This is a genomic window from Pseudomaricurvus alcaniphilus, assembly GCF_011440395.1.
In the GTDB taxonomy this organism is placed as follows: domain Bacteria; phylum Pseudomonadota; class Gammaproteobacteria; order Pseudomonadales; family Cellvibrionaceae; genus Pseudomaricurvus; species Pseudomaricurvus alcaniphilus.
Genome location: NZ_JAAOIX010000009.1, coordinates 247,823 through 271,153 on the forward strand (window position 1 = coordinate 247,823; position 23,331 = coordinate 271,153).

Annotated in this window: 26 protein-coding genes; 9 read left to right on the plus strand and 17 right to left on the minus strand. The window is 59.1% G+C overall.

Features of this window, described 5'->3' with window-relative positions; all coding sequences use genetic code 11:
- Positions 1 to 12: 12 nt before the first annotated feature.
- The 3 genes from olsF to G8764_RS17445 all read right to left on the minus strand — a co-directional run bounded on the left by olsF (position 13) and on the right by G8764_RS17445 (position 3,326).
- Positions 13 to 1,728, minus strand: coding sequence for a bifunctional ornithine lipid synthase OlsF (olsF, locus tag G8764_RS17435; RefSeq protein ID WP_166165947.1), 1,716 nt, complete (start codon positions 1,726 to 1,728; stop codon positions 13 to 15).
- A gap of 136 nt (positions 1,729 to 1,864) precedes the next feature.
- The gene (locus G8764_RS17440) at positions 1,865 to 2,692 is read right to left on the minus strand and encodes a crotonase/enoyl-CoA hydratase family protein (protein ID WP_166165948.1); all 828 of its coding nucleotides are present in this window, start codon (positions 2,690 to 2,692) and stop codon (positions 1,865 to 1,867) included.
- Positions 2,693 to 2,885: 193 nt separating this feature from the next.
- Positions 2,886 to 3,326 (minus strand): YkvA family protein, encoded by a 441-nt coding sequence (locus G8764_RS17445; RefSeq protein ID WP_166165949.1) that lies wholly within the window; start codon positions 3,324 to 3,326, stop codon positions 2,886 to 2,888.
- Between the two features lie 125 nt (positions 3,327 to 3,451).
- Here G8764_RS17445 and G8764_RS17450 point away from each other — a divergent pair, with 125 nt between their 5' ends.
- Positions 3,452 to 3,763 (plus strand): DUF3301 domain-containing protein, encoded by a 312-nt coding sequence (locus tag G8764_RS17450; protein ID WP_166165950.1) that lies wholly within the window; start codon positions 3,452 to 3,454, stop codon positions 3,761 to 3,763.
- Positions 3,764 to 4,126: 363 nt separating this feature from the next.
- On the opposite strand, the gene G8764_RS17455 is transcribed toward G8764_RS17450, so the two are convergent.
- From G8764_RS17455 to rpsF, 9 genes are all read right to left on the minus strand, one after another.
- Complete coding sequence (locus G8764_RS17455) at positions 4,127 to 4,942, minus strand: mechanosensitive ion channel family protein (RefSeq protein ID WP_166165951.1); 816 nt, start codon at positions 4,940 to 4,942, stop codon at positions 4,127 to 4,129.
- 99 nt (positions 4,943 to 5,041) lie between these two features.
- The gene (smrA, locus tag G8764_RS17460; protein ID WP_425049215.1) at positions 5,042 to 5,710 is read right to left on the minus strand and encodes a DNA endonuclease SmrA; all 669 of its coding nucleotides are present in this window, start codon (positions 5,708 to 5,710) and stop codon (positions 5,042 to 5,044) included.
- A 135-nt stretch (positions 5,711 to 5,845) separates the two neighbouring features.
- Positions 5,846 to 7,783 (minus strand): acetate--CoA ligase, encoded by a 1,938-nt coding sequence (gene acs / locus G8764_RS17465; protein ID WP_166165952.1) that lies wholly within the window; start codon positions 7,781 to 7,783, stop codon positions 5,846 to 5,848.
- A gap of 306 nt (positions 7,784 to 8,089) precedes the next feature.
- Positions 8,090 to 8,941 (minus strand): pantoate--beta-alanine ligase, encoded by an 852-nt coding sequence (gene panC, locus G8764_RS17470; protein ID WP_166165953.1) that lies wholly within the window; start codon positions 8,939 to 8,941, stop codon positions 8,090 to 8,092.
- Positions 8,942 to 9,219: 278 nt separating this feature from the next.
- Entirely contained in the window at positions 9,220 to 10,614 is a 1,395-nt protein-coding gene (dnaB, locus tag G8764_RS17475; protein ID WP_166166067.1) for a replicative DNA helicase, read from the minus strand.
- Between the two features lie 402 nt (positions 10,615 to 11,016).
- On the minus strand, positions 11,017 to 11,463 hold the full coding sequence (rplI, locus tag G8764_RS17480; RefSeq protein WP_166165954.1) for a 50S ribosomal protein L9: 447 nt from the start codon (positions 11,461 to 11,463) through the stop codon (positions 11,017 to 11,019).
- Positions 11,464 to 11,506: 43 nt separating this feature from the next.
- Complete coding sequence (locus G8764_RS17485) at positions 11,507 to 12,355, minus strand: hypothetical protein (protein WP_166165955.1); 849 nt, start codon at positions 12,353 to 12,355, stop codon at positions 11,507 to 11,509.
- Between the two features lie 36 nt (positions 12,356 to 12,391).
- Complete coding sequence (gene rpsR, locus G8764_RS17490; protein WP_121466651.1) at positions 12,392 to 12,619, minus strand: 30S ribosomal protein S18; 228 nt, start codon at positions 12,617 to 12,619, stop codon at positions 12,392 to 12,394.
- Between the two features lie 11 nt (positions 12,620 to 12,630).
- A complete protein-coding gene (gene rpsF / locus G8764_RS17495; RefSeq protein WP_166165957.1) occupies positions 12,631 to 13,074 on the minus strand; it encodes a 30S ribosomal protein S6 in 444 nt (147 codons plus the stop codon).
- A gap of 234 nt (positions 13,075 to 13,308) precedes the next feature.
- Between rpsF and G8764_RS17500 the strand changes: the two genes are divergently transcribed.
- The 7 genes from G8764_RS17500 to G8764_RS17530 all read left to right on the plus strand — a co-directional run bounded on the left by G8764_RS17500 (position 13,309) and on the right by G8764_RS17530 (position 17,086).
- Entirely contained in the window at positions 13,309 to 13,776 is a 468-nt protein-coding gene (locus G8764_RS17500; RefSeq protein ID WP_166165959.1) for a YaiI/YqxD family protein, read from the plus strand.
- Between the two features lie 11 nt (positions 13,777 to 13,787).
- The gene (locus G8764_RS17505) at positions 13,788 to 14,477 is read left to right on the plus strand and encodes an SOS response-associated peptidase (RefSeq protein ID WP_166165961.1); all 690 of its coding nucleotides are present in this window, start codon (positions 13,788 to 13,790) and stop codon (positions 14,475 to 14,477) included.
- A gap of 189 nt (positions 14,478 to 14,666) precedes the next feature.
- Positions 14,667 to 14,999 (plus strand): hypothetical protein, encoded by a 333-nt coding sequence (locus G8764_RS17510; RefSeq protein WP_166165963.1) that lies wholly within the window; start codon positions 14,667 to 14,669, stop codon positions 14,997 to 14,999.
- Between the two features lie 41 nt (positions 15,000 to 15,040).
- Complete coding sequence (locus G8764_RS17515) at positions 15,041 to 15,598, plus strand: RNA polymerase sigma factor (RefSeq protein ID WP_166166069.1); 558 nt, start codon at positions 15,041 to 15,043, stop codon at positions 15,596 to 15,598.
- Between the two features lie 76 nt (positions 15,599 to 15,674).
- Entirely contained in the window at positions 15,675 to 16,205 is a 531-nt protein-coding gene (locus G8764_RS17520; RefSeq protein ID WP_166165965.1) for a DUF3619 family protein, read from the plus strand.
- Positions 16,195 to 16,446, plus strand: coding sequence for a hypothetical protein (locus G8764_RS17525; RefSeq protein WP_166165967.1), 252 nt, complete (start codon positions 16,195 to 16,197; stop codon positions 16,444 to 16,446). The genes G8764_RS17520 and G8764_RS17525 overlap by 11 nt, the downstream gene beginning before the upstream one ends.
- Complete coding sequence (locus G8764_RS17530; protein ID WP_166165969.1) at positions 16,433 to 17,086, plus strand: DUF3106 domain-containing protein; 654 nt, start codon at positions 16,433 to 16,435, stop codon at positions 17,084 to 17,086. The genes G8764_RS17525 and G8764_RS17530 overlap by 14 nt, the downstream gene beginning before the upstream one ends.
- A 16-nt stretch (positions 17,087 to 17,102) precedes the next feature.
- Here G8764_RS17530 and G8764_RS17535 read toward each other — a convergent pair whose 3' ends face one another.
- The gene (locus tag G8764_RS17535) at positions 17,103 to 17,900 is read right to left on the minus strand and encodes a transglutaminase-like domain-containing protein (RefSeq protein WP_166165971.1); all 798 of its coding nucleotides are present in this window, start codon (positions 17,898 to 17,900) and stop codon (positions 17,103 to 17,105) included.
- A gap of 256 nt (positions 17,901 to 18,156) precedes the next feature.
- Positions 18,157 to 18,435, minus strand: coding sequence for a coiled-coil domain-containing protein 22 (locus G8764_RS17540; RefSeq protein WP_166165973.1), 279 nt, complete (start codon positions 18,433 to 18,435; stop codon positions 18,157 to 18,159).
- Positions 18,436 to 18,828: 393 nt separating this feature from the next.
- Between G8764_RS17540 and G8764_RS17545 the strand changes: the two genes are divergently transcribed.
- Positions 18,829 to 19,950 carry a sensor domain-containing diguanylate cyclase gene (locus tag G8764_RS17545; RefSeq protein ID WP_341806412.1) on the plus strand — a complete coding sequence of 374 codons (1,122 nt, stop codon included), beginning with the start codon at positions 18,829 to 18,831 and terminating at the stop codon, positions 19,948 to 19,950.
- Here the strand turns inward: G8764_RS17545 and G8764_RS17550 are convergent.
- From G8764_RS17550 to G8764_RS17560, 3 genes are all read right to left on the minus strand, one after another.
- Positions 19,947 to 20,792: a mechanosensitive ion channel family protein gene (locus tag G8764_RS17550; protein WP_166165975.1), complete on the minus strand. Its 846-nt coding sequence runs from the start codon at positions 20,790 to 20,792 to the stop codon at positions 19,947 to 19,949. The two genes, G8764_RS17545 and G8764_RS17550, sit on opposite strands and share 4 nt — an antisense overlap.
- 74 nt (positions 20,793 to 20,866) lie before the next feature.
- Positions 20,867 to 22,123: an ATP-binding protein gene (locus G8764_RS17555; protein ID WP_166165977.1), complete on the minus strand. Its 1,257-nt coding sequence runs from the start codon at positions 22,121 to 22,123 to the stop codon at positions 20,867 to 20,869.
- A 172-nt stretch (positions 22,124 to 22,295) separates the two neighbouring features.
- On the minus strand, positions 22,296 to 23,141 hold the full coding sequence (locus tag G8764_RS17560) for a putative RNA methyltransferase (RefSeq protein WP_166165979.1): 846 nt from the start codon (positions 23,139 to 23,141) through the stop codon (positions 22,296 to 22,298).
- Positions 23,142 to 23,331 lie beyond the last annotated feature (190 nt).

A 23,331-nucleotide genomic window follows, 5' to 3' on the forward strand; every position in this document is an offset into this window, starting at 1 on the left:
CCCAAATCCGATTCAGCTCCCCAGGTAGCGCTTGCGCTTGGCGGCCTTCATCTTGCTGAGATCCGCCACAAACAAGCCGTCCAGGCAGTCGGAAAAATCCGGGTCGACACTGAAGGAGAGCAACTGAAACCCGCCCTCCTCGAACAGTGCCGCGTACTGCTTGAACAACACCGGCACCTTTTCCCCCTGCGCCTGAAAAACTTGCTGCAAGTGATTGAAACCCGCCTCGCGGTCCATGCCCTGGTACTCCAGCACCAGTTCTGCGCGGCGCTGGGGCTCCAGCCAGTAGGGCTGGTTGGCACACGCCAGCGCCTGGGCACTGGCGTAGTAAGTCTTGTAGTAGTACACCAGGTGATCCACCAGTGGCTTGGGGAAGCGGGCGCTCACGGTTACCGGGCCGACCAGGTAACGCACCTCGGGACGGTGCTGGAGATAGGCGCCAATACCCTGCCAGAGATAATCGAGACTGCTCTTGCCCCAATAGGCCGGGCTGACAAAGCTGCGCCCCAGCTCGATACCCTGCTCCAGCAACTGCTGAAAGGCCGGCTGGAACTGGAACAGGCTGCGGGTGTACAGCCCCTGCTCACCGCTGTCGGCCAGTATCCGTTGCATATCCCCGAGCCGATAGGCCCCGGCCACCGCCAGCGCCTCCTGGTCCCACAGCACCAGGTGCAGGTAGTTGCGATCAAAGCGATCGAGGTCGCGCCGGGCGCCGGTGCCCTCGCCCACTTTGCGAAAGGTTATTTCCCGCAGGCGCCCGATCTCCCGCATCATCACCGGACTGCCCTGATACCCGGTCAGTAAAATCCGCTTGCCATCCCGGGTACTGCCGAGACAGGTCATGGTGCTGATTTCAGCCAGCAACAAGCGCCGATCTTCCGGGTGGGCAATGGTTTTCTCAGTGACAAAACTGGGTCGCTTGTTTTTCCGCCCCACCTTGTAGAGGTGCTTCTTCAGGCGCGCAATCAAAGCCTTGTCGTTCAAACTGTCGCTCTCGAGGGCGGCTGCGGGAATCGGCTCGCCGATGCGAAAGTGGATGGTGGCGGAGCGCTTGTTGAACATCTCCTGCGCCAGCAGTGCGGTACCCAGCGGCTTGTAGAGCATGGAAGCGCTGTAGAACCAGAGCGAATTCTTGGCCCGGATATGCACCGGTAACAGCGGCACCTGGCTGCGCCGCGCCAACTGCAGAAAGCCGGGGCGCCAGCGGGTGTCCTTGACCCCCGAGGGTCGGGCCCGGGAAACCTCGCCGGCGGGGAACAGGATCACTGCGTGGCCGTTTTGCAGTTCGCGCAGGGCGGCGCGAAAGGTTTTCATCACCCTGGAGCCACCCATATTATCGGCGGCGATAAACAGCGGGTGCAGGTCCTGGAAATTCATCAACATATCGTTGGCGAGAATTTTTACGTCCGGGCGCACCTCATACACCATCCGCAATATAGCCAGCCCGTCCAGCGAGCCAATGGGGTGGTTGGCGATGATGACTACCCCGCCCTGGTCAGGGATATTGCCCTTGTCGCGACTGGAGACGGTATAGCTGAAGTTGAAATAATCGAAAACACTGTCGATAAACTCGATCGGTGCGGCGCCGGTGTGCTCGGCCAGGAAACTGTTGATCTCCTGCTCATGGGCCAGCTTGCGCAGCAGGGAAAAGGTGGATCTTTTTATTAATTGCGGCTGCTGCGTAAATGCGGGAAATTTTTTGCAGACGGTTTGCTCTATATTGATCATCTCGATTGCCCTCCAGAACAGCCGCCAAATTACTGCAGTCCTGTGACAATCAGGTGATAAAACCGTGGCAGAAATATGACGGCCGACAGCTCACGCCGGGGCAACCCGCCTGCTGAACGGCCTAACTATTGGGCCGTCAGTCTATTGAGATATCGTTGAAATCGGTGATTTGGCGCTCGCTAAAGGCCGCGGTGCGCTTTTCCAGCTGCGCCATCACCGCCTCTTTCTGGTTGTGGCTGTGGAGTACCCGCGTGGCGATATACTCCTCGGTTTGCAGCCCCCTATGGCGGTCACCATGCCAGGTGTTATTGAGCAGGTATTTGCCAAAGCACACGGCATCGGGGTTGCGGCTGGCAATTTCCACTGCCATTTTTAACGCCGCTTCGCGCGGCGCGTCGTGCAACCGGGTTACCAGGCCTAATTGCCGGGCTTCCTCCGCCGCCACTATGCGACCACTGAACATCAGCTCCTTGGCCACATCGAGACGCACCAGGTCGCGCAAGTTCTGGCTTGCGCCCATATCCGGGACCAGGCCCCACTTGACTTCCATCAGCGACAGACGGCTGCCCGGATGAGCGATGCGGATATCCGCGCCGAGGGCGATCTGCAAACCGCCGCCGTACACAACCCCGTGCAGGGCACAGATAACCGGCACCGGCACCTCGGCCCAGACAGCGGCACAGGCCTGGTAAAAATTCGGGGTAAAGCCACCCCGCCCGGGGCCAAAGGGATCGGCAAAGGCCTGCGGGTCGGCGAAGTTCTCCAGGTCCAGGCCGGCACAGAACGAGGCCCCTTCGCCGGACAGCACCACCGCCCGGATTTTACGATTGCTGACCAGCTGCTTGCCAGCCTCGGCGATGGCATCGAACATGGGGATACTAAGGGCGTTCATCTTGTCGGGCCGATTGAGACGCACATCGGCCACTCCGGCCTGGATATTGACTGTCACCAGTTCTGCTGTCATAACGCCTTCCCTTTTTTAGTAACTTTTATCGCGGTAACTTTTATGACCGAAACATTGCCTCCCTGGCAACTGGCCGGTCAGCACAAGTAAAGAAGCTCACGCCTCCTCTTTATTCCCTGCATTCACCACATTCACAGCATTCACAGCGAAAGGTATCCCCCTGCTGGTTTCACGCCGGCGCCACCCGGGAAACTCAATGCACCGGTTCCTTCTGCACCGGCTGGTCGATGATCAGGCCGCCGTCGCGCCAGCGTTTGTAGTCTTCCAGATCCTTGCCCACCAGATCAAACACCAGCTTGAAAATAAAGGCGTCGTCCAGGTAGCCTGCCAGCGGAATAAAATCCGGCACGGCATCCAGCGGGGTCACGAAGTACAACATCGCTCCACCCAGGGCCACCAGCGTGCGCCAGGGGACCTCCCGATAGGTGCCACTGCTGTAACTGCCCATCAGTGCGGACGCGGTTTTGATATCCTCCCATATCGACGCCAGTGTTTCGGGAATACTGCGACCGACTCGCTGCAGCTTGCCACGAGCGGCCTCAAAGATCGGCTTGAGGTCCTGCTTGCGGAGGGTGTTGGCGTACAGGGTAAAGCGCTCCCGCGCCGCCTGCTTGCGTTTTTCTGATATATTCATAGCAATTGTCCTGCCAGGTTGTTTCACGCCCTGCGTGCTTGTTATATCCTCTATCCTACCCCCATCACAGCGGCCTTAACAGCAATCTGCAGCAGGGCGTTACTTATAAATTACAAGGCCATTATATGACCCTCAGCCACTTGGTAATCGCTTTTGCCGTTATCCTGGTCGCCGCCCTGGCCTGGCAGAATGCCGGCTTTCGCGATCGTGCCCTCGGTTGCGCGCGCCAGCACTGCGAGCGGATGCAGGTGCAGCTGCTGGATGAGACGATCGCCCTGGTGCGCATCTCCATCGGTCGCGACCAGCGCGGCAATTTCGGCCTGCGCCGGCAGTACGAATTCGAGTTTACCGTCACCGGCGAAAATCGCTATCGCGGACAACTGCGCCTGTTCAGCCGGCGTATCGAGAGTATCGAGCTGCAGCCACACCAGGTATAAATCAGCGCCGCACATGCCGCTTTACCCCGGCCGACAAAGCCACACAGATCTTTACCCGTGCTTGACCCACCTTAGTATTCAATTCTCTATTATTACTCACGCATCAAAGAGAAACGAGAACTGCAACCAACCCACGCACGAGGTGTAAAATGATTATTGGAGCTTTAACACTTGTATCTTACTTCGCCATTCTGGGTTTGATCGCCGCCGATGATCTGGCGCCGGCCTTTAACCAGCAGGCTTAAGTAAACCCGGTTAACAAACAAGCAGCGGGCCGGCGAACACAAACAGTCGTTCGGCCCAGAGTACAGACACATTAAAAAAGCGGCCACTGGCCGCTTTTTTTGTTGCCTGAGCCGCGCACTACTTGTCGTGATGCACGTCCAGTTGCGGGAACGGAATCTCGATGCCCACCTCGTCGAAACGGGTTTTGATTTTCTCCGTCAGGGCGAACTTAACCGGCCAGAAATTGGCGGTGTCTACCCAGCAGCGGAAGGCAAAGTTTACCGACGAATCCGCCAGCTCCAGGCAGCCAATGGTCACCGCCGGGTCCTTCAACACGCGCTCGTCGGCATCGGCAATTTCCTGCAACGTCTGCTTCACCAACGCCAGGTTCGAGCCGTAGCCGACCCCGACAACCAGATCGACGCGCCGGGTGGCCATGGCGGAGTAATTGGTAATGATATTACCCATTACCGCATTGTTGGCGATGGTCACCACCTTGTTGTCCGGGGTGGTCAAAATGGTTGAGAAGATAGAGATCTCCTTGACCACACCGGCGGAACCACCGGCTTCCACATAGTCGCCCACCTTGAACGGGCGAAACAAAATCAACAACACCCCGGCGGCAAAATTCGCCAGCGAGCCCTGCAGGGCAAAGCCAATCGCCAAACCGGCCGCACCCAATACTGCCACAAACGACGCCGTCTGGATTCCCAACTGGCTGAGGGTGGCGATAACGACGATGACCAACAGTACGTAATAAACGATATTGCGGGTAAAACGACCGATGGTCGGATCCACTTTTCTCGAATTAAGCCCTTTCATCAGCCCGTTGGCGATGGTATTGGCGATCCACTTACCGACGATGTAGACGACAATCGCCATCAACAGCTTGAGACCGTAGGTGACAAATAACTCGGGGGCTTTTTCCATTACCTGATCGAGATTGAACTCCATGCTTTCTCCTTACTAAAGGTTTTAATCGACTACGACTGTACCCTGAACAGCGGTTCAAGCTGCATCGATTGATTGCTTACCAGAATTAACATTACCGGGTCAGGAACGGCGCTTTTGGTGCTTTTCGAGGTTATCGCGGCGCTTGCGATCACTCTTGCGCAGCATAATGTAAGTCGCTCCAGTGCTGCCATGATGTTTCTGTGCGGAGTGAAATGCAAGTACCTCGTCCAGTTGCGGCAGCCAATGAGCGACGCAACTCTTGATCAGTGCCGGCTGCTGCCGCCCCTCACCGCGACCATGGGTCACCAGGGCACAGCGAATATCGTGTTGCAGGCAATCCTTGACGAAAGTGAAGAGCGCATTGCGCGCCTGCTCAATGGTGTGGTTGTGCAAGTCGAGACGGGCTTCAATGCTGTATTTACCGAGGCGCAAATTGCGATAGACACCGTTTTGCACACCGGGGCGCTTGAATTCCAGCAGCGCGTGGGGGTCCAGTTGCTCGACGAAATCACCCGATAACAGATTGTTTGAGCGGCGCATATCGGCAGTGGCCGCCTTGCGCCGCTCGAGGCTGTTAAAGCGACTTTCCGCGCTGTTTTTCAACACCACTCGGGGCTCGGCCTTGATCGGCTTGACATCGCCCATGGCGGCGCGAAATGCATCTAAATCTGTAGGGTCACGACCGGACATGGTTTCCTCCCGCTCTGGCAGAGCTTGCGCGGTATAAATGCCGCCTGTTAATAGCTGGGCAACCTCGGATTCATTCACGGGTGCATGAATCCGGGGTTGACCAAATGCAACAGGAGGAATTGTAGCAGGAGATAGCGGTCCGGAGTTAGCCGGGCAACCGCTTGAAGAAGCAGACAGAGCTCTGCGGACCAGCCGCGGAGCCCTGTCTAGCCGTTAGCGATTGAGCCGGTTTTCGATCAGCTCATCCACCACCGCGGGGTCGGCCAGGGTGGAAGTATCACCCAGGTTTTCCAGTTCATTGGCCGCCACCTTGCGCAGGATGCGGCGCATGATCTTGCCCGAGCGAGTCTTGGGCAGCCCCGGCGCCCACTGGATCCAGTCCGGCTTGGCAATGGGGCCGATCTCCTGCACGCAGAGTTGCACCAGCGCCTTGCGCAGCTCATCCGAAGGCTCGACTCCGGCCATGGGCGTTACGTAGCAGTAGATGCCCTGCCCTTTAACGTCATGGGGTGCGCCCACCACCGCCGCCTCGGCGATATCCGGGTGCAGTACCAGCGCGCTCTCAATCTCGGCGGTACCCATGCGATGGCCGCTGACGTTGAGCACATCGTCGACCCGGCCGGTTATCCAGTAGTAACCGTCGGCATCGCGACGGGCACCGTCACCGGTAAAGTAGTAACCCGGGTAGGTGGAATAATAGGTGTCAATACAGCGCTGGTGATCCCCGTAAACCGTGCGAATCTGGCTCGGCCAGGAGGCCTTGATCGCCAGTGAGCCCTCACAGGCACCCTCAATCTCCTTGCCTTCGGCATCGAGAATTACCGGCTGTACACCGAAGAAGGGCAGGGTCGCCGAGCCGGGCTTGAGATCGGTGGCGCCCGGCAGCGGGGTCAGCATATGGGCACCGGTTTCAGTTTGCCACCAGGTATCGACGATCGGGCAGCGTGACTCTCCCACTACCCGGTAGTACCACTCCCAGGCCTCGGGGTTGATGGGCTCACCCACGGTACCCAGCAGGCGCAATGAAGCTCGCGAGGTGCCGGTGACCATCTCGTTACCGGCCCCCATCAGGGCCCGGATCGCCGTCGGTGCGGTGTAGAAAATATTGACCTGGTGCTTGTCCACCACTTCCCAGCAGCGAGCGGCACTGGGGTAGGTCGGCACTCCTTCAAACATCAAGGTGATGGCGCCATTGGTCAGCGGCCCGTAGACGATATAACTGTGCCCGGTGACCCAGCCCACATCCGCGGTACACCAGTAGACGTCACCCTCGTGGTAATCGAAGGTGTACTTGTGGGTCATGGCAGACTGCAGCAGATAGCCGGCGGTGGTGTGCAAGACACCCTTGGGCTGGCCGGTCGAGCCAGAGGTATAGAGAATAAACAGCGGGTCTTCCGCGCCCATGGCTTCCGGTTCACAGTCACCGGCGGCGGTGGCAGTTGCCTCGCCGTACCAGATATCCCGGCCTTCCGTCCACGCCACTTCACCGCCGGTGCGTTTTACCACCAGGCAGGTGTGCACGCCCGAGCACTTGGCCAGTGCCTTGTCCGCATTGCCTTTCAGGGGCACAGACTTGCCACCGCGCACACCGCCATCGGCAGTGATCAGCACTTTACAGTCAGAGTCGAGAATACGCCCCTGCAGGGCCTCGGGGGAAAAACCGCCAAAGACAATGGAGTGGACCGCACCAATCCTGGCGCAGGCCAGCATGGCGTAAGCCGCCTGGGGAATCATCGGCAGGTAGATACAAACCCGATCGCCCTTCTTGACGCCCCGCTCCTTGAGCACATTGGCGAGCCTGCAGACTTCGTCGTACAGCTCCTGGTAGGTGATTTTTTGATCCTCATTGGGATCATCCCCTTCCCAGATAATGGCCACCTGGTCGGCTCTGGCCGGCAGGTGTCGATCGATGCAGTTGACACTTGCATTCAGCTCACCACCCTCAAACCAGCTGGCAGTGCCCTTGTGGAAGTCAAACTGCTGGACCGTCTCCCAGGGTTTGCTCCAGGTGAGAAACTCCTCAGCTTGCTGGGCCCAGAAAGTATCCGGGTCCTCCACCGATTGCTTGTACATCGCCTCGTACTTGTCTTTGTCAATCCAGGCGGACCGGGCGAGTTCTTCAGATACCGGGTATAAATGAACTTCTGACATATCAACTCCAATCTGATCACTATTTATTGTTCGACTGAGTCCATCTTAGGGCACCTGCGGCAAGGACAACACCCTACTTTGGTCGGAATCCCCGGGGCCTGGCGGGGCAATCCACAAGATTCACTCCCTGCTGCTGCAGTTTCTGCGCAACAATACCTGCGAAACAATACCTGCGAAACAATACCTTAGATAAAGAGTCCGGGATAAAGAGCCCGGGATAGAGTGCCGGCGACAGAACCCCAGCACCAACAGCCCTTGCCCTGTGCGCCGATCAGGCCGCACTACTCCGCGACTGTCCCGCACCTGTCAACTGAGCGTCACCGAAACATTATCAATAAGCCTGGCGCCAGTGACGAACATCGCCCCCAACAGGGTAATGCGCTGGTCCTCCGCCGCTGCCGGGCGCAAGCTGTCACTGTTCATAATGGCAAAGTAGTCCACTTTGAAACCCGCCTGTTCAATCTGCTGGCAGGCCTCGCGCTGAATCCGGTCAAAATCCTTGCGCCCGGCGCGAATCTGGTCGACAGCCCAGTTCAGGCTTTGGTTCAGCTGCACCACCCGCGGCCGCTCCGCCGGGGTAATAAAGCCGTTGCGCGAACTCATGGCCAGCCCGTCCGCCTCACGCAGGGTCTCGCCAGCGGTAATCTGCACCGGCATGCACAAGTCTGCCGCCATGCGCCGAATCACCGCTAACTGCTGGTAATCCTTGCTGCCAAACACCGCTTCATCCGGCTGCACGATATTGAACAGCTTGGTCACCACCGTGGTTACCCCCTCGAAGTGACCGGGCCGACTGGCGCCGCAGAGCACGTCGGTCATTACCGGGCAGATCACCCGGGTCTGTGCCTCCATACCATTGGGGTACATTTCCCGGTCATCGGGATGAAAAACGTAGTCGCAGCCCGCCGCCGCCAGCTTGTCGCAGTCGTCCTGGAAGGTGCGCGGGTATTTGTCCAGATCCTCGTTTTTGCCAAACTGTAAGCCGTTGACAAAAATCGAACACACCACCACATCGTTGCTCTGCCGCGCCCGCTCAATCAGGCTGATGTGACCGCGATGGAGATTGCCCATGGTGGGCACGAAGCCGATACGCTTGCCAGCCAGGCGCTCGCCGCGCAGGGCCTCGCGCAGCGGGGTGATATGGTGGTGTATTTGCATAGCATCATCCTGTTAATACTGATGGTGACTGTGTATTGATGGCGCCGGGAGTATACTGCAAGGGAGTGACTGTAACCCGGCGGCACAGAATGGTGCTGCCGTATTGGCCTGGTCTAGGAGCCTGTCGGACTTAGGGTTGCTCTGCTGCGAAAAAGCCGAGTTTGGCCATTTTTTAACCATTTTCTCGTTAAATAGAACCACTATTCGCCTCAAAAATGGTTAAAAACTGACTCAAATCGGACTTTCTCTCGCTACGGGCACCTAAGTCCGACAGGCTCCTAGAAATCGTCCATCTGGTTATAGTACTCCGGCGCCAGGTTCTCGAAACGGGTAAATTTGCCCACAAACGCCGCTTTACTGGTGCCCACCTCGCCGTTACGCTGCTTGCCCACAATCAGTTCGGCAACGCCCTTGTCCTGGCTCTCCTCGTTGTAGTACTCGTCCCGGTAGATAAACAGGATCACGTCGGCATCCTGCTCGATGGCGCCCGATTCCCGCAGATCCGAGTTCATCGGCCGCTTATTTGGGCGCTGCTCCACGCCCCGGTTCAACTGCGACAGGGCAATGACCGGGCAGCTGTACTCCTTGGCCAGGGCCTTGAGGGAGCGTGATATTTCCGAGATCTCCTGGGTCCGGCCCTCGCTGCGACCGGACACCTGCATCAGCTGCAGGTAGTCGAGCATGATCATGCCCGGCCGGCTGCGCTCCTCCAACTCTTCCTGGGTCAGCTCGGGATTCTTCTGCTGCAACTCCATCAAGTGGGTGCGGGTCACTCGCTTGACCCGGGCCCGCACCTCTTGCGGCGTCAGCCCGGGGGTATCGTCGATATACAGCGGCTTATCCTTGAGCTTGGCCACCGCGGTGGAGAGCTTGGGCCAGTCCTCCTCGGTGAGGGAGCCGTTGCGCAACTTGTTGGCCTCGATGCGCCCCAGCGAGGACAGCATCCGCATCACCAGGGCATCGGCCGGCATCTCCATACTGAACACCAGCGCCGGCTTCGACTGGGTCATGATTGCCGCCTCGACAAAATTCAGCGCCAGCGCGGTCTTGCCCATAGAGGGCCGCGCCGCGAGGATAATCAGCTCGCCCGGCTGCCAGCCCGAAGTGCGCTCGTCGAGGTCGGTGAGGCCACTGGAGAGGCCGGTGAGATCGCTGCCGGAGCGAAAGCGCTGGTCGATCTTTTCGACCGATATCTTCAGCAGCGAATTGGCGTCCAGAAAGCCGCCGTCCTTGGGTCGCTCTTCGGCAATTTGCGCCACCCGCCGCTCGGCCATCTGCAGCAGGTCGTCGGAATCCAGGCCGGCCGGGTTCTGGCTGGAGCGGCTGATCTCATTGGCGGCGTGGATCAGCTGGCGCAGGGTTGAGCGCTCCCGCACAATCCTGGCGTAGGCGCTGATATTGGTGGCACTGGGGGTATGGGATGCCATCTCGGACAGGTAGCTGAGCCCGCCGACCCGTTCCAGCAGATCGTTGCGGTGCAGCTCTTCCGACAGGGTAATGACATCGAGGGGCTGGCCGTCTTCCGCCAGGCGCGCCATCATCAGGAAAATCTGGCTGTGGCTCTCGCGGTAGAAATCCGTTTCGGAGAGGATTTCCGAGACCTGGTCAAAGCGCTGGTTATCCAGCATCAGGCCGCCCAGCACCGCCTGTTCTGCCTCGATTGAATGCGGCATCGGGTCCCGCGCCGCCGGCTCCTCGCGCCTGGCGTCGTAGTCCTGATTGTAGTCCGGATCATAGTCCGGCTGGTAATCCAGTGAGGGCGGGTAGGAGTCGGTCATGACAGTGGCAGATCAGGTTTTGGGGAGCAGGGTAGTGTGCAACCGGGCGGCCGGAATGGCAAGTGCCCAGCCGGGAAATCCTCTGCGCAGGGGCCGCTGCCCGGGCAGCCAACCCACCCGGGTGCTGCCTCTGTAACGCACACGGGCGCAACACCTTGCCAACTGTGCAAGTGCACAGCAGCCTGGGGTTGCGCCCGTGGTGAGAAGAATTGCGCGGGGACCACAGCGGCCATTACGACTACTGCGCGGCCCTTGCGTCAGCTCTTCAGCTTGCCAGCTTCAGCTATTCAGCGTCGACTATTCAGCTTCAACGACGATCTTAACGGTGCAGGTGACTTCGGCGTGCAGCTGCACGTCCACATCAAATTCACCCACTTCCCGCAGCGTGCCTTCCGGCAGCTTCACTTCCGACTTGCTCACTTCCACGCCTGCAGCAGTGATGGCGTCGGCCAGGTCGCGAGTACCGATGGAGCCAAACAGCTTGCCCTCGTCGCCGGCATTCGCCTTGATATTGACCACCAGGTCTTTGAGCTTCTCGGCGCGAGCTTCAGCTACTGCCTTCTTCTCAGCTGCAGCTGCTTCCAGTTCGGCGCGACGGGCTTCAAACTCAGCCACGTTGGCTGCAGTTGCCGGTATTGCCTTACCCTGTGGGATCAGGAAGTTGCGACCGAAACCGGCCTTCACAGACACCTGGTCACCAATGGTGCCAAGCTTGCCCACTTTTTCGAGCAGAATAACGTTCATTTCGTTAATCCCCTAAGTTAAATTCAACATTCACACACTGTGTTTACTCGCCGGCACTTTTGTCCAGGCGAACCTTGATGCGTGAACGAAAGTCTATCCACGTATCCATCACTGCCATTATTGCCAGCAGAGCCGTTAACGGGCTCACCAGCAACAGGCCCAAATAAAACAAAATCAGCCACTGTACGCCCATCGCCCGGGCCTTGACCGCGTAATGCACAATTGCGACACCAACCAGCACCAGCGGCAAGCCGAACACGCTCGCCCAAATGCGGTAATCGCCGCCCTGCAACCAGCAGTACAACAGGGCTGCAAAACAGGCCAGTGCCTGTACCGGCGACAACCGCAAGCTGTGGAACTCTGCCTGCAACCCACCGGGGTTGTAGAGCAGTGCCTGCCACCAGCGCCCCAGCAACACACTCAGTAGCGAGCTCACTGCGACCACGTAGGCGATCAGGCCCACCACAAAGTTTTCCGAGGGTGCCAGTATTGCAGTGCCCTCGGGAGCTTCCGCTTGCATCTGCGCAAACATATCCCCCAGCGCCCGGGTAATATCGGCGACCGGATCCGGGATAGCCATGGCTGTCAGCAGCGCCAGCAGGCAACTGAGGGCGATAACACCCATCATCGTTGACGGCCAGCTATTGCTGCTGCGCAGCAACTGCGCGGCCAGGTAAGTTACCAGCAGGCCGGCAAAGGTCACTACCGGCATCAGCGGCCCCAGATTACTGATCCAGAGCGCCGCCAGCGCCGGCAACATCGCCCACAGCAAAATCATGCTGCCGTCGAGACTGCCGCGGCGCAGGGTTACCAGGGCAACCGTAGCCGGGCTGATCAACGGAAACCAGCTGCCCGCAATAGCCACCACAGCGGCCTGCACGCGACCACGCATAATAAAATTCGCCAGGGCGCGCACAGTAGTATTGTCTTATTCGTGGCTGTCCGTATAGGGCAGCAGAGCCAGGTAACGAGCGCGCTTGACCGCAGTGGCCAATTGACGCTGATACTTCGCTTTGGTACCTGTAATACGGCTGGGTACAATTTTACCGGTCTCTGAGACGTAGGCCTTCAGAGTTTCCAGGTCTTTATAGTCGATCTGCTTTACACCTTCGGCTGTGAAGCGGCAGAACTTACGACGACGGAAAAAACGTGCCATGTAATTACTCCTTATTCTTCGTCAGCTTCTTCAGTGCCAGAATCTTCGTTAGAAGAACTGTTATCTGCGCTGTCATTCCTGTTGGGGTTATCATCGCGACGCTCCTGGCGGCTGGCCTTGCGCTCGCGACTCTCTTTCTCCGCCTTCATGATCGGCGACTCTTCGCTAACACCTTCGTCCATACGCATAACCAGGTTACGCAGGATGGCATCGTTATAGCGGAAGTTGGTGGTCAACTCTTCCAACACTTCTTCACTGCACTCCACATTCATCAGAATGTAATGGGCCTTGTGAATCTTGTTGATGGAGTAAGCCATTTGACGGCGACCCCAGTCTTCAAGGCGGTGCACAGCACCACCGGCATCCTTGATGGTTGCAGTGTAGCGATCAACCATGCCGGACACTTGCTCGCTCTGGTCCGGATGAACCAGAAAAACTATTTCGTAATGACGCATTATGGCTCCTTACGGGTTAAAGCCTCCCGGACCGTTTCCACAGAAACCAGGCCAGTGAGGCAAGGAGAACCGGAAATTTCACTCCGGTCGTATTTGGGGCCGCGTATTCTAGGCGGCCTCCCCGGTGATTGCAACAATTTGTCGCTTTATTGATCAGCAGCCAAAGGCTATGCTCGTCACCTCGGCCCCTGTGGCCCATGACTCACCCCAGCAAACCTTTCGGGAGATTTAGCAATGCGCATTTGGGTTGACGCCGACGCCACCCCCAAACCGGTCAAGGATATCCTCTTCCGCGCCGCCCAGCGCCAGCAGGTAACCACCACCCTGGTAGCCAACCAGCCCCTGAGCCTGCCCAATTCGCCCTACCTGAAAAGCGTGCAGGTGGCGGCCGGCTTCGATATCGCCGACAACTACATCGTGCAGCAGTGCCAGGCGGGCGACCTGGTGATCACCGCCGACATCCCCCTGGCCGCCGAAGTGGTGGCCAAGGGCGCCGTCGCCATCGATCCACGGGGCGAAAAATACAGCCGCGAAAATATCCGCCAGCGCCTGGCAATGCGCGATTTTATGGAGGAAATGCGCAGCATCGGACAAGTCAGTGGCGGCCCCAAGGCCTTCAACCACCAGGATCGCCAGGCGTTTGCCAACAGCCTCGACCGACTGCTGAGCAAGCGGCCGACCCCGCGACCGAGCGGCAATTAGAGGGCAAACCCATGTGCGGCAGATACAACATCATCGACGACAGCCTGACCCAGGTACTGGTTATCCAGCTCGGCATCGACCTGCGCCTGCCGACGCGCTTTAACATCGCACCCACCGAGCAGGTCCCCGTTATCCATGAAGCCGACGGCCAGCGCCAGTGCCGGCAGATGCGCTGGTGGCTGGTGCCCTCCTGGTCGGACGGACCCGGTACAAAATACGCCATGTTCAATGCCCGCGCCGAATCAGTGGCCACCAGCCCGGCCTTTCGCGGCCCGTTCCGGCGCCAGCGGGCGATCCTGCCGGCGAGCAATTTTATCGAGTGGCAGCCGCAGGACAATGGCAAACAGGCCTGGCAGATCGCTCGCCCGGACGCCGCCATAGCTTTCGCCGGACTCTGGGACTGCTGGCAACGGGACGACCAGGTCATCTATTCCTGTACGATTGTCACCACCGACGCGGTACCGCAATTTCGCCATATCCACAAACGCATGCCCCTGATGCTGGACAGCGCCGCCTGTGAGCAGTGGCTCGACCACAACCAGCCAGCCAGCGCCATCGCCCCGCTACTGCAACCCCACTTGCCCGGCCCCCTGGCGGTGACCCCGGTTAGCAACACCATCAATAACGCCCGTCACAAGATCCCGGCCACAGCCACCGGCCCCAGCGAGACGATTGAAGCCCACCAGCCCGACGGCGATTAAGCGGCACCTGACAAGGCCACCTGCCAAAAAATACCACTCCTTTGTCAACCCTTGCGCCGGCCGCGCGTTATATAGAGCAAGCGCCTGTTTTTACCTTGCGCCCCGGACCGACGGGTTTCAGACCGGCCGGTAGCGGCGGCAACTGGCCCCGCAATCTGCCTGCTATTTTATTTAAAAGGAGTACCACTTATGAAAATTCGCACCCTGCCCCTGCTGGCCCTGCTCAGTATCGCACTGCCCACCATGGCCCAGGCCGATGCTGGCGATCGTATCGAAAGGCACTATGATAATAAAGGCGATCGCATCGAACGCCACCTCGATCGCAAGGGGGATCGCATCGAGCGCCACTATGATAAACAGGCTGACCGGGCCGATGCTGCCGGCAAACCACGGCTGGCCGACAAGCTGGAAAACCGGGGCGACCGCATCGACAATCACCTCAGTAAAAAAGGCGCCAGAATCGATCACCATCTGGACAAGAAAGGACAAAGGCTGCATCGTCGCTATGACCAACAGCATTAACCGCACATCAATAGACCTTTTTCAACTGCCGGGAGTCTGAGCTGGACAAGCCACAGGCAATGGACAGATTCCTGGCATCGGTGGAGCGCCGCGCCTACTGCATTGCCAATATGGCGGTGGGCAATCGGGAGGACGCGCTCGACCTGGTGCAGGAGACAATGATCAAGTTGGTCGACCAGTATTTACACAAACCCGAGCCGGAATGGCCCGCACTCTTTCACACCATCCTGCAGAGCAAAATCCGCGATTTCTATCGTCGCGAGCGAGTGCGCAAGCGCTGGCGAGTCTGGCTCGACCGGTTTGGCTTCGGCGACGAGCAGGATCCGCACGACGCGCCGGACCCACTCAGCCAGGCCCCCGACCCCAACCTGCAGGAACCCCAGGTCGAGATTGACAACCACCGCGGCATGGAGCGATTAAACTCCGCGCTGCAGGGCTTGCCGCCGCGCCAACAGCAGGCGTTTCTGCTGCGCGCCTGGGAGGGTCTGAGTACCGACGAAACCGCGCGCGCTATGGGCATTTCCAATGGCAGCGTGAAAACCCACTATGCGCGGGCGCGAGCAGTGTTGCAGCAAGAGTTACAGGATTACCAATCATGACGATTTCCAAAACCATCGACCCGGGCAAGCACAGATGCCCGCAACCATAGAAAACCGCAACCGGCGAGAGTAAGTAATGGCCAACCGCAAAGATCAATCACCGCACCACCCGGGCCAGGAGCAGGAGCAGGCGCTGGCCACGGCAATTCGCCAGCAGTTGGACCAGCAGGTGGACAGCCTGGACGCGAGCACTGTGTCGCGCCTGCGCCAGGCCCGCGCCCGGGCCATGGAGCACGCCGCCGGCCGCCTGCGCCGCCCGGCAATGCCGCTGTGGGGGGCCGGCCTGGCCAGCGCCAGCGTGTTTGCCCTGGCCATGTTACTGTGGTTGTCACCCCCCGCCTCCCTCGACGACGACGCTCTGGATTACAGCTCGCTGGATGAAGGCTCTCTGGACAACATGGAGCCACTGTTCACCGATACCGACATCCTGCTCGATGACGAAAGCGTGGAGTTTTACGGCGAGCTGGATTTTTATCTCTGGTTGCAACGGGAAGGGTTGCAACGGGAAGGGTTACAACTGGAAGGACTGCCACCGAATGGCCTGGAGCCGGAAGAGCTGGAACCGGATCGACGCCAACGCCAGGGGCCAGACTCCAGTGAAGCCTGAATACTGGCTCTGGGCCTATATTGCCCTCCCCGCTGCTGCGGGTATCGCCCTGCCGGCGGCGGCTGGCGACAGCGGCGACTTCCCCAGCGAGGCACTGCTGGAGTTTTTGGCAGACTGGGAGCTGCCCGACGGTGACTGGGTAGCACCCGAGGAGATCGCCGGCATGAACATCCCCACCGATCCGGCCGAGTCCGAGCTAAAGCCCATTGCTGGCGAGGTTAAAGACGATGAAGAGAAGTAAGCTGTTGGTCCTGAGACCGCTACCGTTGGCGCTGCTGCTGAGCGCACTGCTGTTGAGTGGCTGGTACTCGCCCTCCGCCCGCGCCGACGAGGCCCCGGCCTGGCAGGACCTGAGCAAGAGCGAACAGCGAGTCCTGCAGCGCCTGCGGGACAACTGGGCAACGCTGCCCGCCGCGCAACGGCAGAAATTACAGCGCGGCGCCCAGCGCTGGTCCAATATGACCCCGGAGCAGCGCAAGCTGGCCAGCAAGCGCTTCCAGCACTGGCAATCACTGAGTCCGGAGCAGCGGCAACGAATACGCCGCCAGTTCCAGCGCTTTCAACAACTGCCCAAAGAACAACAGGATAAACTGCGCGACGCGCGCAAAGCGTTCCAGCAACTGCCCAAGGAGCGCCGGGAACAACTGCAGTCGAAATGGCGCCACATGACCCCGGAACAGCGCCGCCGGGTCATTCAGCGCCTGGATCGCCGTCACGATCAACTGCAGCGTCAACAGGATCGGCAACAAGACTATCGCCAACAGGAATATCGCCAAAACGAGTACCGTCAGCAGCAGTACCAGCGTCAGCAACAATACCAACAACAGTACCAACAACAGTACCAACAACAGCCGCGGGAGCAGCGCTACGACCGTCGTTAGTCGTGCCGGTGATTACTCAGGGCACCGGCTCGGGAATCGACCGCACCGATACGTCCTGCTGGATCGGATAGACAGGGGGACCAAACTGATTAAAAACGGCGACATCAGCGGCATCACGGCCGTAACCTATGGCCACATACCCGGCCCGCAATTGCGGCTGGGTGGCGTCAAAGGTATACCAGCGCCCCCCCACATAAGCCTCAAACCAGGCGTGCAAATCCATGGGCTGCAAGTCGTATAGATAGCCCACCACCAGCCGCGCTGGAATACTGATACTGCGGCACATGGCCATACCCAGGTGCGCCAGGTCCCGGCAAACCCCCGACTGGCGCTGATTGACCTCCACCGCCGAGATGGGAACATCGCTGCTGCCGGGCAGGTAACTGATGTTTTTGCGCAGCCAGTCGGTGATCGCCGCCACTTGGTCGTAGCCCGCCCACTGGCCGCTGGTGATAGACGATGTCATCTTGTTAAAACGGTCAGACTCACAGTAGCGGCTGGGCAGCAGGTAAGTAAGCACTTCCTCCGGCAGGTTTTGAATCTCGACAAAGCAGGCGCCTGGCGCCTCGTCCACCTGGTCGGCAGTCATAACATCGGCGTTGGTGTGAACGCTGAATGTGCCCGGCGGGGCGATCAGGCGCTGGCACAGGTTGCCGTAGCCGTCGGTGACTTCATAGGCCGCAATACTCGGCACCAGCCGATACTCTTCCCGCGCCACCCACTGCTGCGCACCACTGCGCGGTCGCAGCATCAACACGAAAGGTGTCGGTACCGAAATATCAAAACTTAAATCACAGCTGGTTCGCAACCACATCTCGCCTCCCGGAGGCTTGCGCCCGTTTTTAATTACCCCGCTTCATCGCCGTTCTTATTCGACGTTCAGCCTGGGCTTGCGGCTCGGACTTACTATTCGGACTGTCTATATGAACTTTCTATTCGGACTTTCGCCACAGGCTTTCAATTGGTGCCTGCAACCCTCAACGGTTCGCCGTCGGGCCTCACTGCGCCGCCCATTGCCACCACTGATCAGCAACGGCAGCAATGGGACGGGGCTATAATTAACGGAATTGTTAACGGAAGAATTTCTTGACCGCGGCGCCCAAATCATCCGCCAGGTCGTCAAACTTGCCGGCCAGCTTTTCCCAGTTGTCCTCAGCCGCGTCGGCCACTTCCGCCAACTTGCCTTTCGCCGTCTTCAGCTTGGACTCCAGCTTGTCGATTTGCTCGTGGGTCTCTATTTTTTTATCCGCCACTTCGCCCTTAAGGCGGGCCTTGAGGCCATCAATTTTGGCAGCCTGCTCGTCAATTTTGGCCTGTGCCTTCTCAATATACGCTTCTCGTTTTCCCATTTTCCTAACACTCCCTGGTTAAAGAAAAAAACACCTTGAACCTGCCTCCGGGCACCTGCTCTGGGGCGCGCCCCACGGCACTCCTGCCGCTGACAATGGCACCTTCCGGTAAACTGCGCAAGGTCTATCTTCGCCGTCGCAGCGGCCAACGCTGTTTCTACTCTGCACGCCCATTTGTGGTGCGACGACAAGGTCAATGCGCTTGCCGTCGCGCGCTCAAAGAGCATACAGCAGCGTTTATTTCCGCTTTATTACCCTGCCAGACTTGCCTGGCTTCTTGCCACACCTGGCCAGAAAAGAGCACCGAGACGGCACATCGGGGACAGGCTAAATTACTTGCCCTGCTTTTTCAGGCCACTCAGGCTACCGCCGGTAAAGGTCCATCCGTCGACCGTGTCCGCGACACCAGGGCGGGTCAAATATCAGTTGCGCCACAAATTTTTGGTCTACACTGAAATCGATAACACCGATAAAAAGCTGCACGCCAGCCGCAGCTTGCCCGACGCTAGCACCGCCCCGGGCCACAACACCCTGATTACGAGAACAGCAGCTATGTTAAAACCGGCCACGCCCCTGGATGAATCCACCCGCATGGAGACCCTGCGCTCACTCAAACTTCTGGATACCGCACCGGAAGAGCGCTTTGACCGCCTCACTCGCCTCGCCAAGCGCATGTTTGGAGTGCCCATCTCCCTGGTCAGTATTGTCGACAGCGATCGCCAGTGGTTTAAATCGAAACAGGGGCTCGAGGCCGAACAGACCCCGCGAGACATCTCCTTTTGTGGCCATGCCATTCTCGGCGATGAAATTTTTATGGTGCCCAATGCCCTGGAGGACGAGCGTTTCGCCGACAATCCGCTGGTCACCAACGACCCCAACATTCGTTTCTACGCCGGCTGCCCACTGAAAGTCTTTAACGGCAGCAAGCTGGGCACGCTCTGCATCATTGACCGCGAACCGCGGGAGTTTAACGAAGAGGACCTGAGTGTGCTGAAAGACCTGGCGGTGATGGCGGAGCAGGAAATTGCCGCCATCCAGCTGGCGACCCTGGACGAGTTGACCCTGATTTCCAATCGGCGCGGGTTCCTGACCCTGGCACAACACACCTTGAACCTGTGCAATCGCAAACAGATTCCCGCCACCCTGCTGTCGTTCGACCTGGACGAATTCAAAGCCATCAACGACACTTTTGGTCACGCCGAGGGCGACAAGGCGCTGACCGTATTCGCCGAGCAGATGCGCAAGGTGTTTCGCGATTCCGACGTTTTCGCGCGTATGGGCGGGGATGAATTCGTGGCCCTGGTCACCAATACCGACGCCTCGTCCATCGCCACGGTACTGGACCGCTTTGGCAATGCCATCGACACCTACAACGCCACGGCGAAGCGCGGCTACGACATAAAGTACAGTGTCGGCAGCATCAGCTATGACCCGGCCAAAAAGTCCTCCATTGAAGACTTGCTGGAGCGGGCCGACAGCAAAATGTACGAGGAAAAACGGGCGGAAAAAGCCTAACTGGCAGGCCCTGTTGCAACACCACCCTGGCGAGCCCTACCCTCGTTCGCCGGGGGCGGCGCCAGGGCAATGGAACGCTCGTGCATGGCATCAATAAAGCGCCCGGTAATATCACTGGCATGCAAGCGCTCAAAGCGAATATCGATCACGTAGGCCTTGATAATCAGGCGCAGCAGGTAGTCGTAATCGTGGCGCAACTCCACCGTGACACTGATCGGTTTCTTTAAAAACGTATAGGGCGAGGCGATGGCCGCCTGGCGCGCCAGCGACTGCACCTCTTGCACCGGAACCGAGCGCGGCAAATCAATTTTAACCACCACCATCTCCGACAATTCGCCGCTATTGGCGTTGGACACAGCGTTTTCCAGCACCACCGAATTGGGCACCATAATGGTGTTGTCGTCCAGGGTCCGCAGCCAGGTGACACTCAGGTCGAGCTTGATCACCTCGCCGTAGTGGCCGCCAAACTCCACCATGTCACCGACCCGAAACGGCGGGTTGAAAATCATCATCACCCCTGCCAACAGGTTGCGCACCCCACCCTGGGCCGCCAGGCCAATGGCCAAACCCAGCGAACCGAGTACAGCAAAGATCACCGGCTGGGGCGGTTGGATGATTCGAAAGACAATATAGGCCGTCACCAAAAACCAGATAACAATGCGCAGCACCGGGAACAATTGACCGAGCTGCAGGCGGTAACGGGGGTAGTGATCGATCAGCTTGTGGGTGCCGAACAATAGCACCCGCAGCAGTAACCAGGTCAACAGCAGGGCTAGCGCTACCCGCGTAAACATGGTCAGCGAGAGCAACTCGACTATCTGGGCCAGGACATCTTGCTCCATACTCTCTCTCTTGATGCTGATAGTTGGTAAAAACGGTTAGTGCAAATAGTTAGCACAAGTCGTGAATAAAGCAGTTAATACAGGTAATTGGCGTTGGTCAAAAATTTATTGATCACGTTGGAATAGAGCGGCATTAAGCGATAGGTCGCATCCGCAATTCCCTTGTCACAGCGCTGTAACAGGCACAGGTGGTGCAAATGCTCCAGCAATAGCCAACTTGAATCCTGACTGGAAAGAAACACAGCGCGGTGATCGGCAATGCTCAACTGCCCATTGGCGGCGATTTCCGCCAGGGTAAACAACTCGCCGTGCACCAGCTGTTTCAGCGGGCTAAAGTCCATGGGTATCAGCGGCCGCACCGACAACTCCCGGCTCTCTTCACCCACAAACAGCGCATCGAGAAAATAGAAAAAGGCCAGATCCGGCTTGCCCTCGCTGAGCTTGCTGAGATCGCTCAACACCGGCGTCAGCAGGCTGGGCATTTGCCCCGCTTCACCGCCCCCATTACTGCCACTGTTTTTGCCACCCTTATTGCCACTCTTGTTGCCACTAGCAGCCTCGGCCTCCAGGGCCAGGCCGGCGGCGCGCAAGCGCACAGTAAAACACTGGCCCAACTCGGCTTCACTAAAGGCTGGCAGCTGGATACAGTCATCAAAATAGCGCTGCGCGCCGTAAGCGTAGCCGATTCGCTGCCAGGCGAACAACTCAAAGCCCACCACCCACAGGTGCCGGCTTTGGGTGGCGACCATCAGCGCGCCGAAGCAGCGCAGCGACTCCTCCGCCCCCATGATACGACCGGCAAAGAAATGCGCATCGTCAACCACTATGACCCGCGGCTTCTGTTGCTGGAGGAATTCAACCAGCTTTTCCAGTGACTCGACCGGTCGCTTGCAGCCAACCAGTTTGCTCAACATCGCCAGGGTGTCGGTGGCATCCTGGGGACGATGCGCCAGTCGACCATAGCGGAAGGATTCCTGCTCCTCCAGGCGCAGCGCCAGCTGTTGTAAAAATGAACTGGTGCCATATCCCTGCCGGCCGACCACGGCGATGATGGTATTGCGCCCGGCTCGCCACCTTACCAGCGCCGCGTCGAAGCGCTGCAACTCAGCTTCACGACCGATAAATCGCAAATCCCCCGCCGCCAGCGGCTCCACCGCAAACGCCGCCAGCAGGTCGTCCGGCAGCGGCACCGCCTGATAGCGTTGCTGCCGGTACGCCGGCGCCGCCACACACAAATCGGTGAGTAGTACTTTCGCTTCCGCCGGACTCGCCGGCTGGCGACCAAGCAACTGCAAAAACCGTCCACTAACCGCTGACCAAAGGTTCGCCATTCGGGCTGTCACCGCCCACCGGGTAGGATCGTTCATGGTTCCCCAACACTAGACTGAATTCCTGGCGCCCAGCCTACACTAACGCTGCCGCCGCGCCTACTGGCGCCAACGTATACACTCCTGCGGCCCGCCGCTATCCTGCTGCACTAGCCTTCCGCACTTCCCTGCTGCACTACCCTGCTGCACAGGTCTCAAAAACCCGCAGGCGTACATCCACGGTGACTGTTAATTGCGCCAGCGCCGCAGCCTTTTCCCGCCCCGCGGCACTGGCCCGGTGCAGGTGCGGAGTCATGGCCAACAGGTCGGCGATGGCACCCCCGCCCTGCAGCTCGAGAGGGTAGTGGATCGTCTCGCCATACAAGTGGCGAAACCCTGCCGGCGCGGATCGCTCCGCGCCGCGCTCCGGCTTCAGTATCGGGTAGATAATTTCGCGCAGCTCGCGCAAGTGATCGGGCCCGGCATCTACCTGCAGCAGCTGGCCACCGGGCTTCAGCACCCGGGCAAATTCGCTGTAGGCAGGAAAGCCAAACACACACAGGAGCCTGTCCAGGGTGGCCGGCAGCACCGGCAAGTTGGCATTGCTGCCCACCACCCAGGCCGGCTGCCTGTCCCGCTTGGCCGCCGCCTGCACCGCCCACTTGGATATATCCAGCCCCAACAGGGCCAACTCTTGCTCGGGGCCAGTGGCTGCAGCCAGTTGGCGCAAATAGTAACCCTCGCCACAACCGGCATCGAGGCAGCTGGCCGCGGCGGGGAGGTTGGCCAGCACCGCCTGGTTAAGCGCGCGGGCAACCGGCAGGTAGGCGCCGCTGTCGAGAAAACGCCGCCGAGCGGCGACCATGGCCTTGCTGTCTCCCGGGTCCCGCGAGCGCTTGTTCTGCACTGGCAGCAGGTGTGTATAGCCCTGGCTGGCGACATCAAAGTTGTGGCCGGCGGCACAGCGCCAGGCAGCCCCCTCGCGCCGCAGGGGGTTGCCGTCCAGCGGGCAAGCCAGAGCGCTGAAGGGGATAATACTCATAAGGTTTGTGTCCTTGAAAACGTGCGCTGCGCATAATACGCAGCAAAGGCGCGAAGCGACAGATCAATCTCAGGCAGCTGCGGCACCCGGTCACCAGTAGCAGCTCGTCGGCAACCACCAACCTGGTCGCGGCTTCTGCCGGTCAGGCTATAGCTCGCTTCAGGCCCAGGTTCTGGCTCTCTCCGGGCCC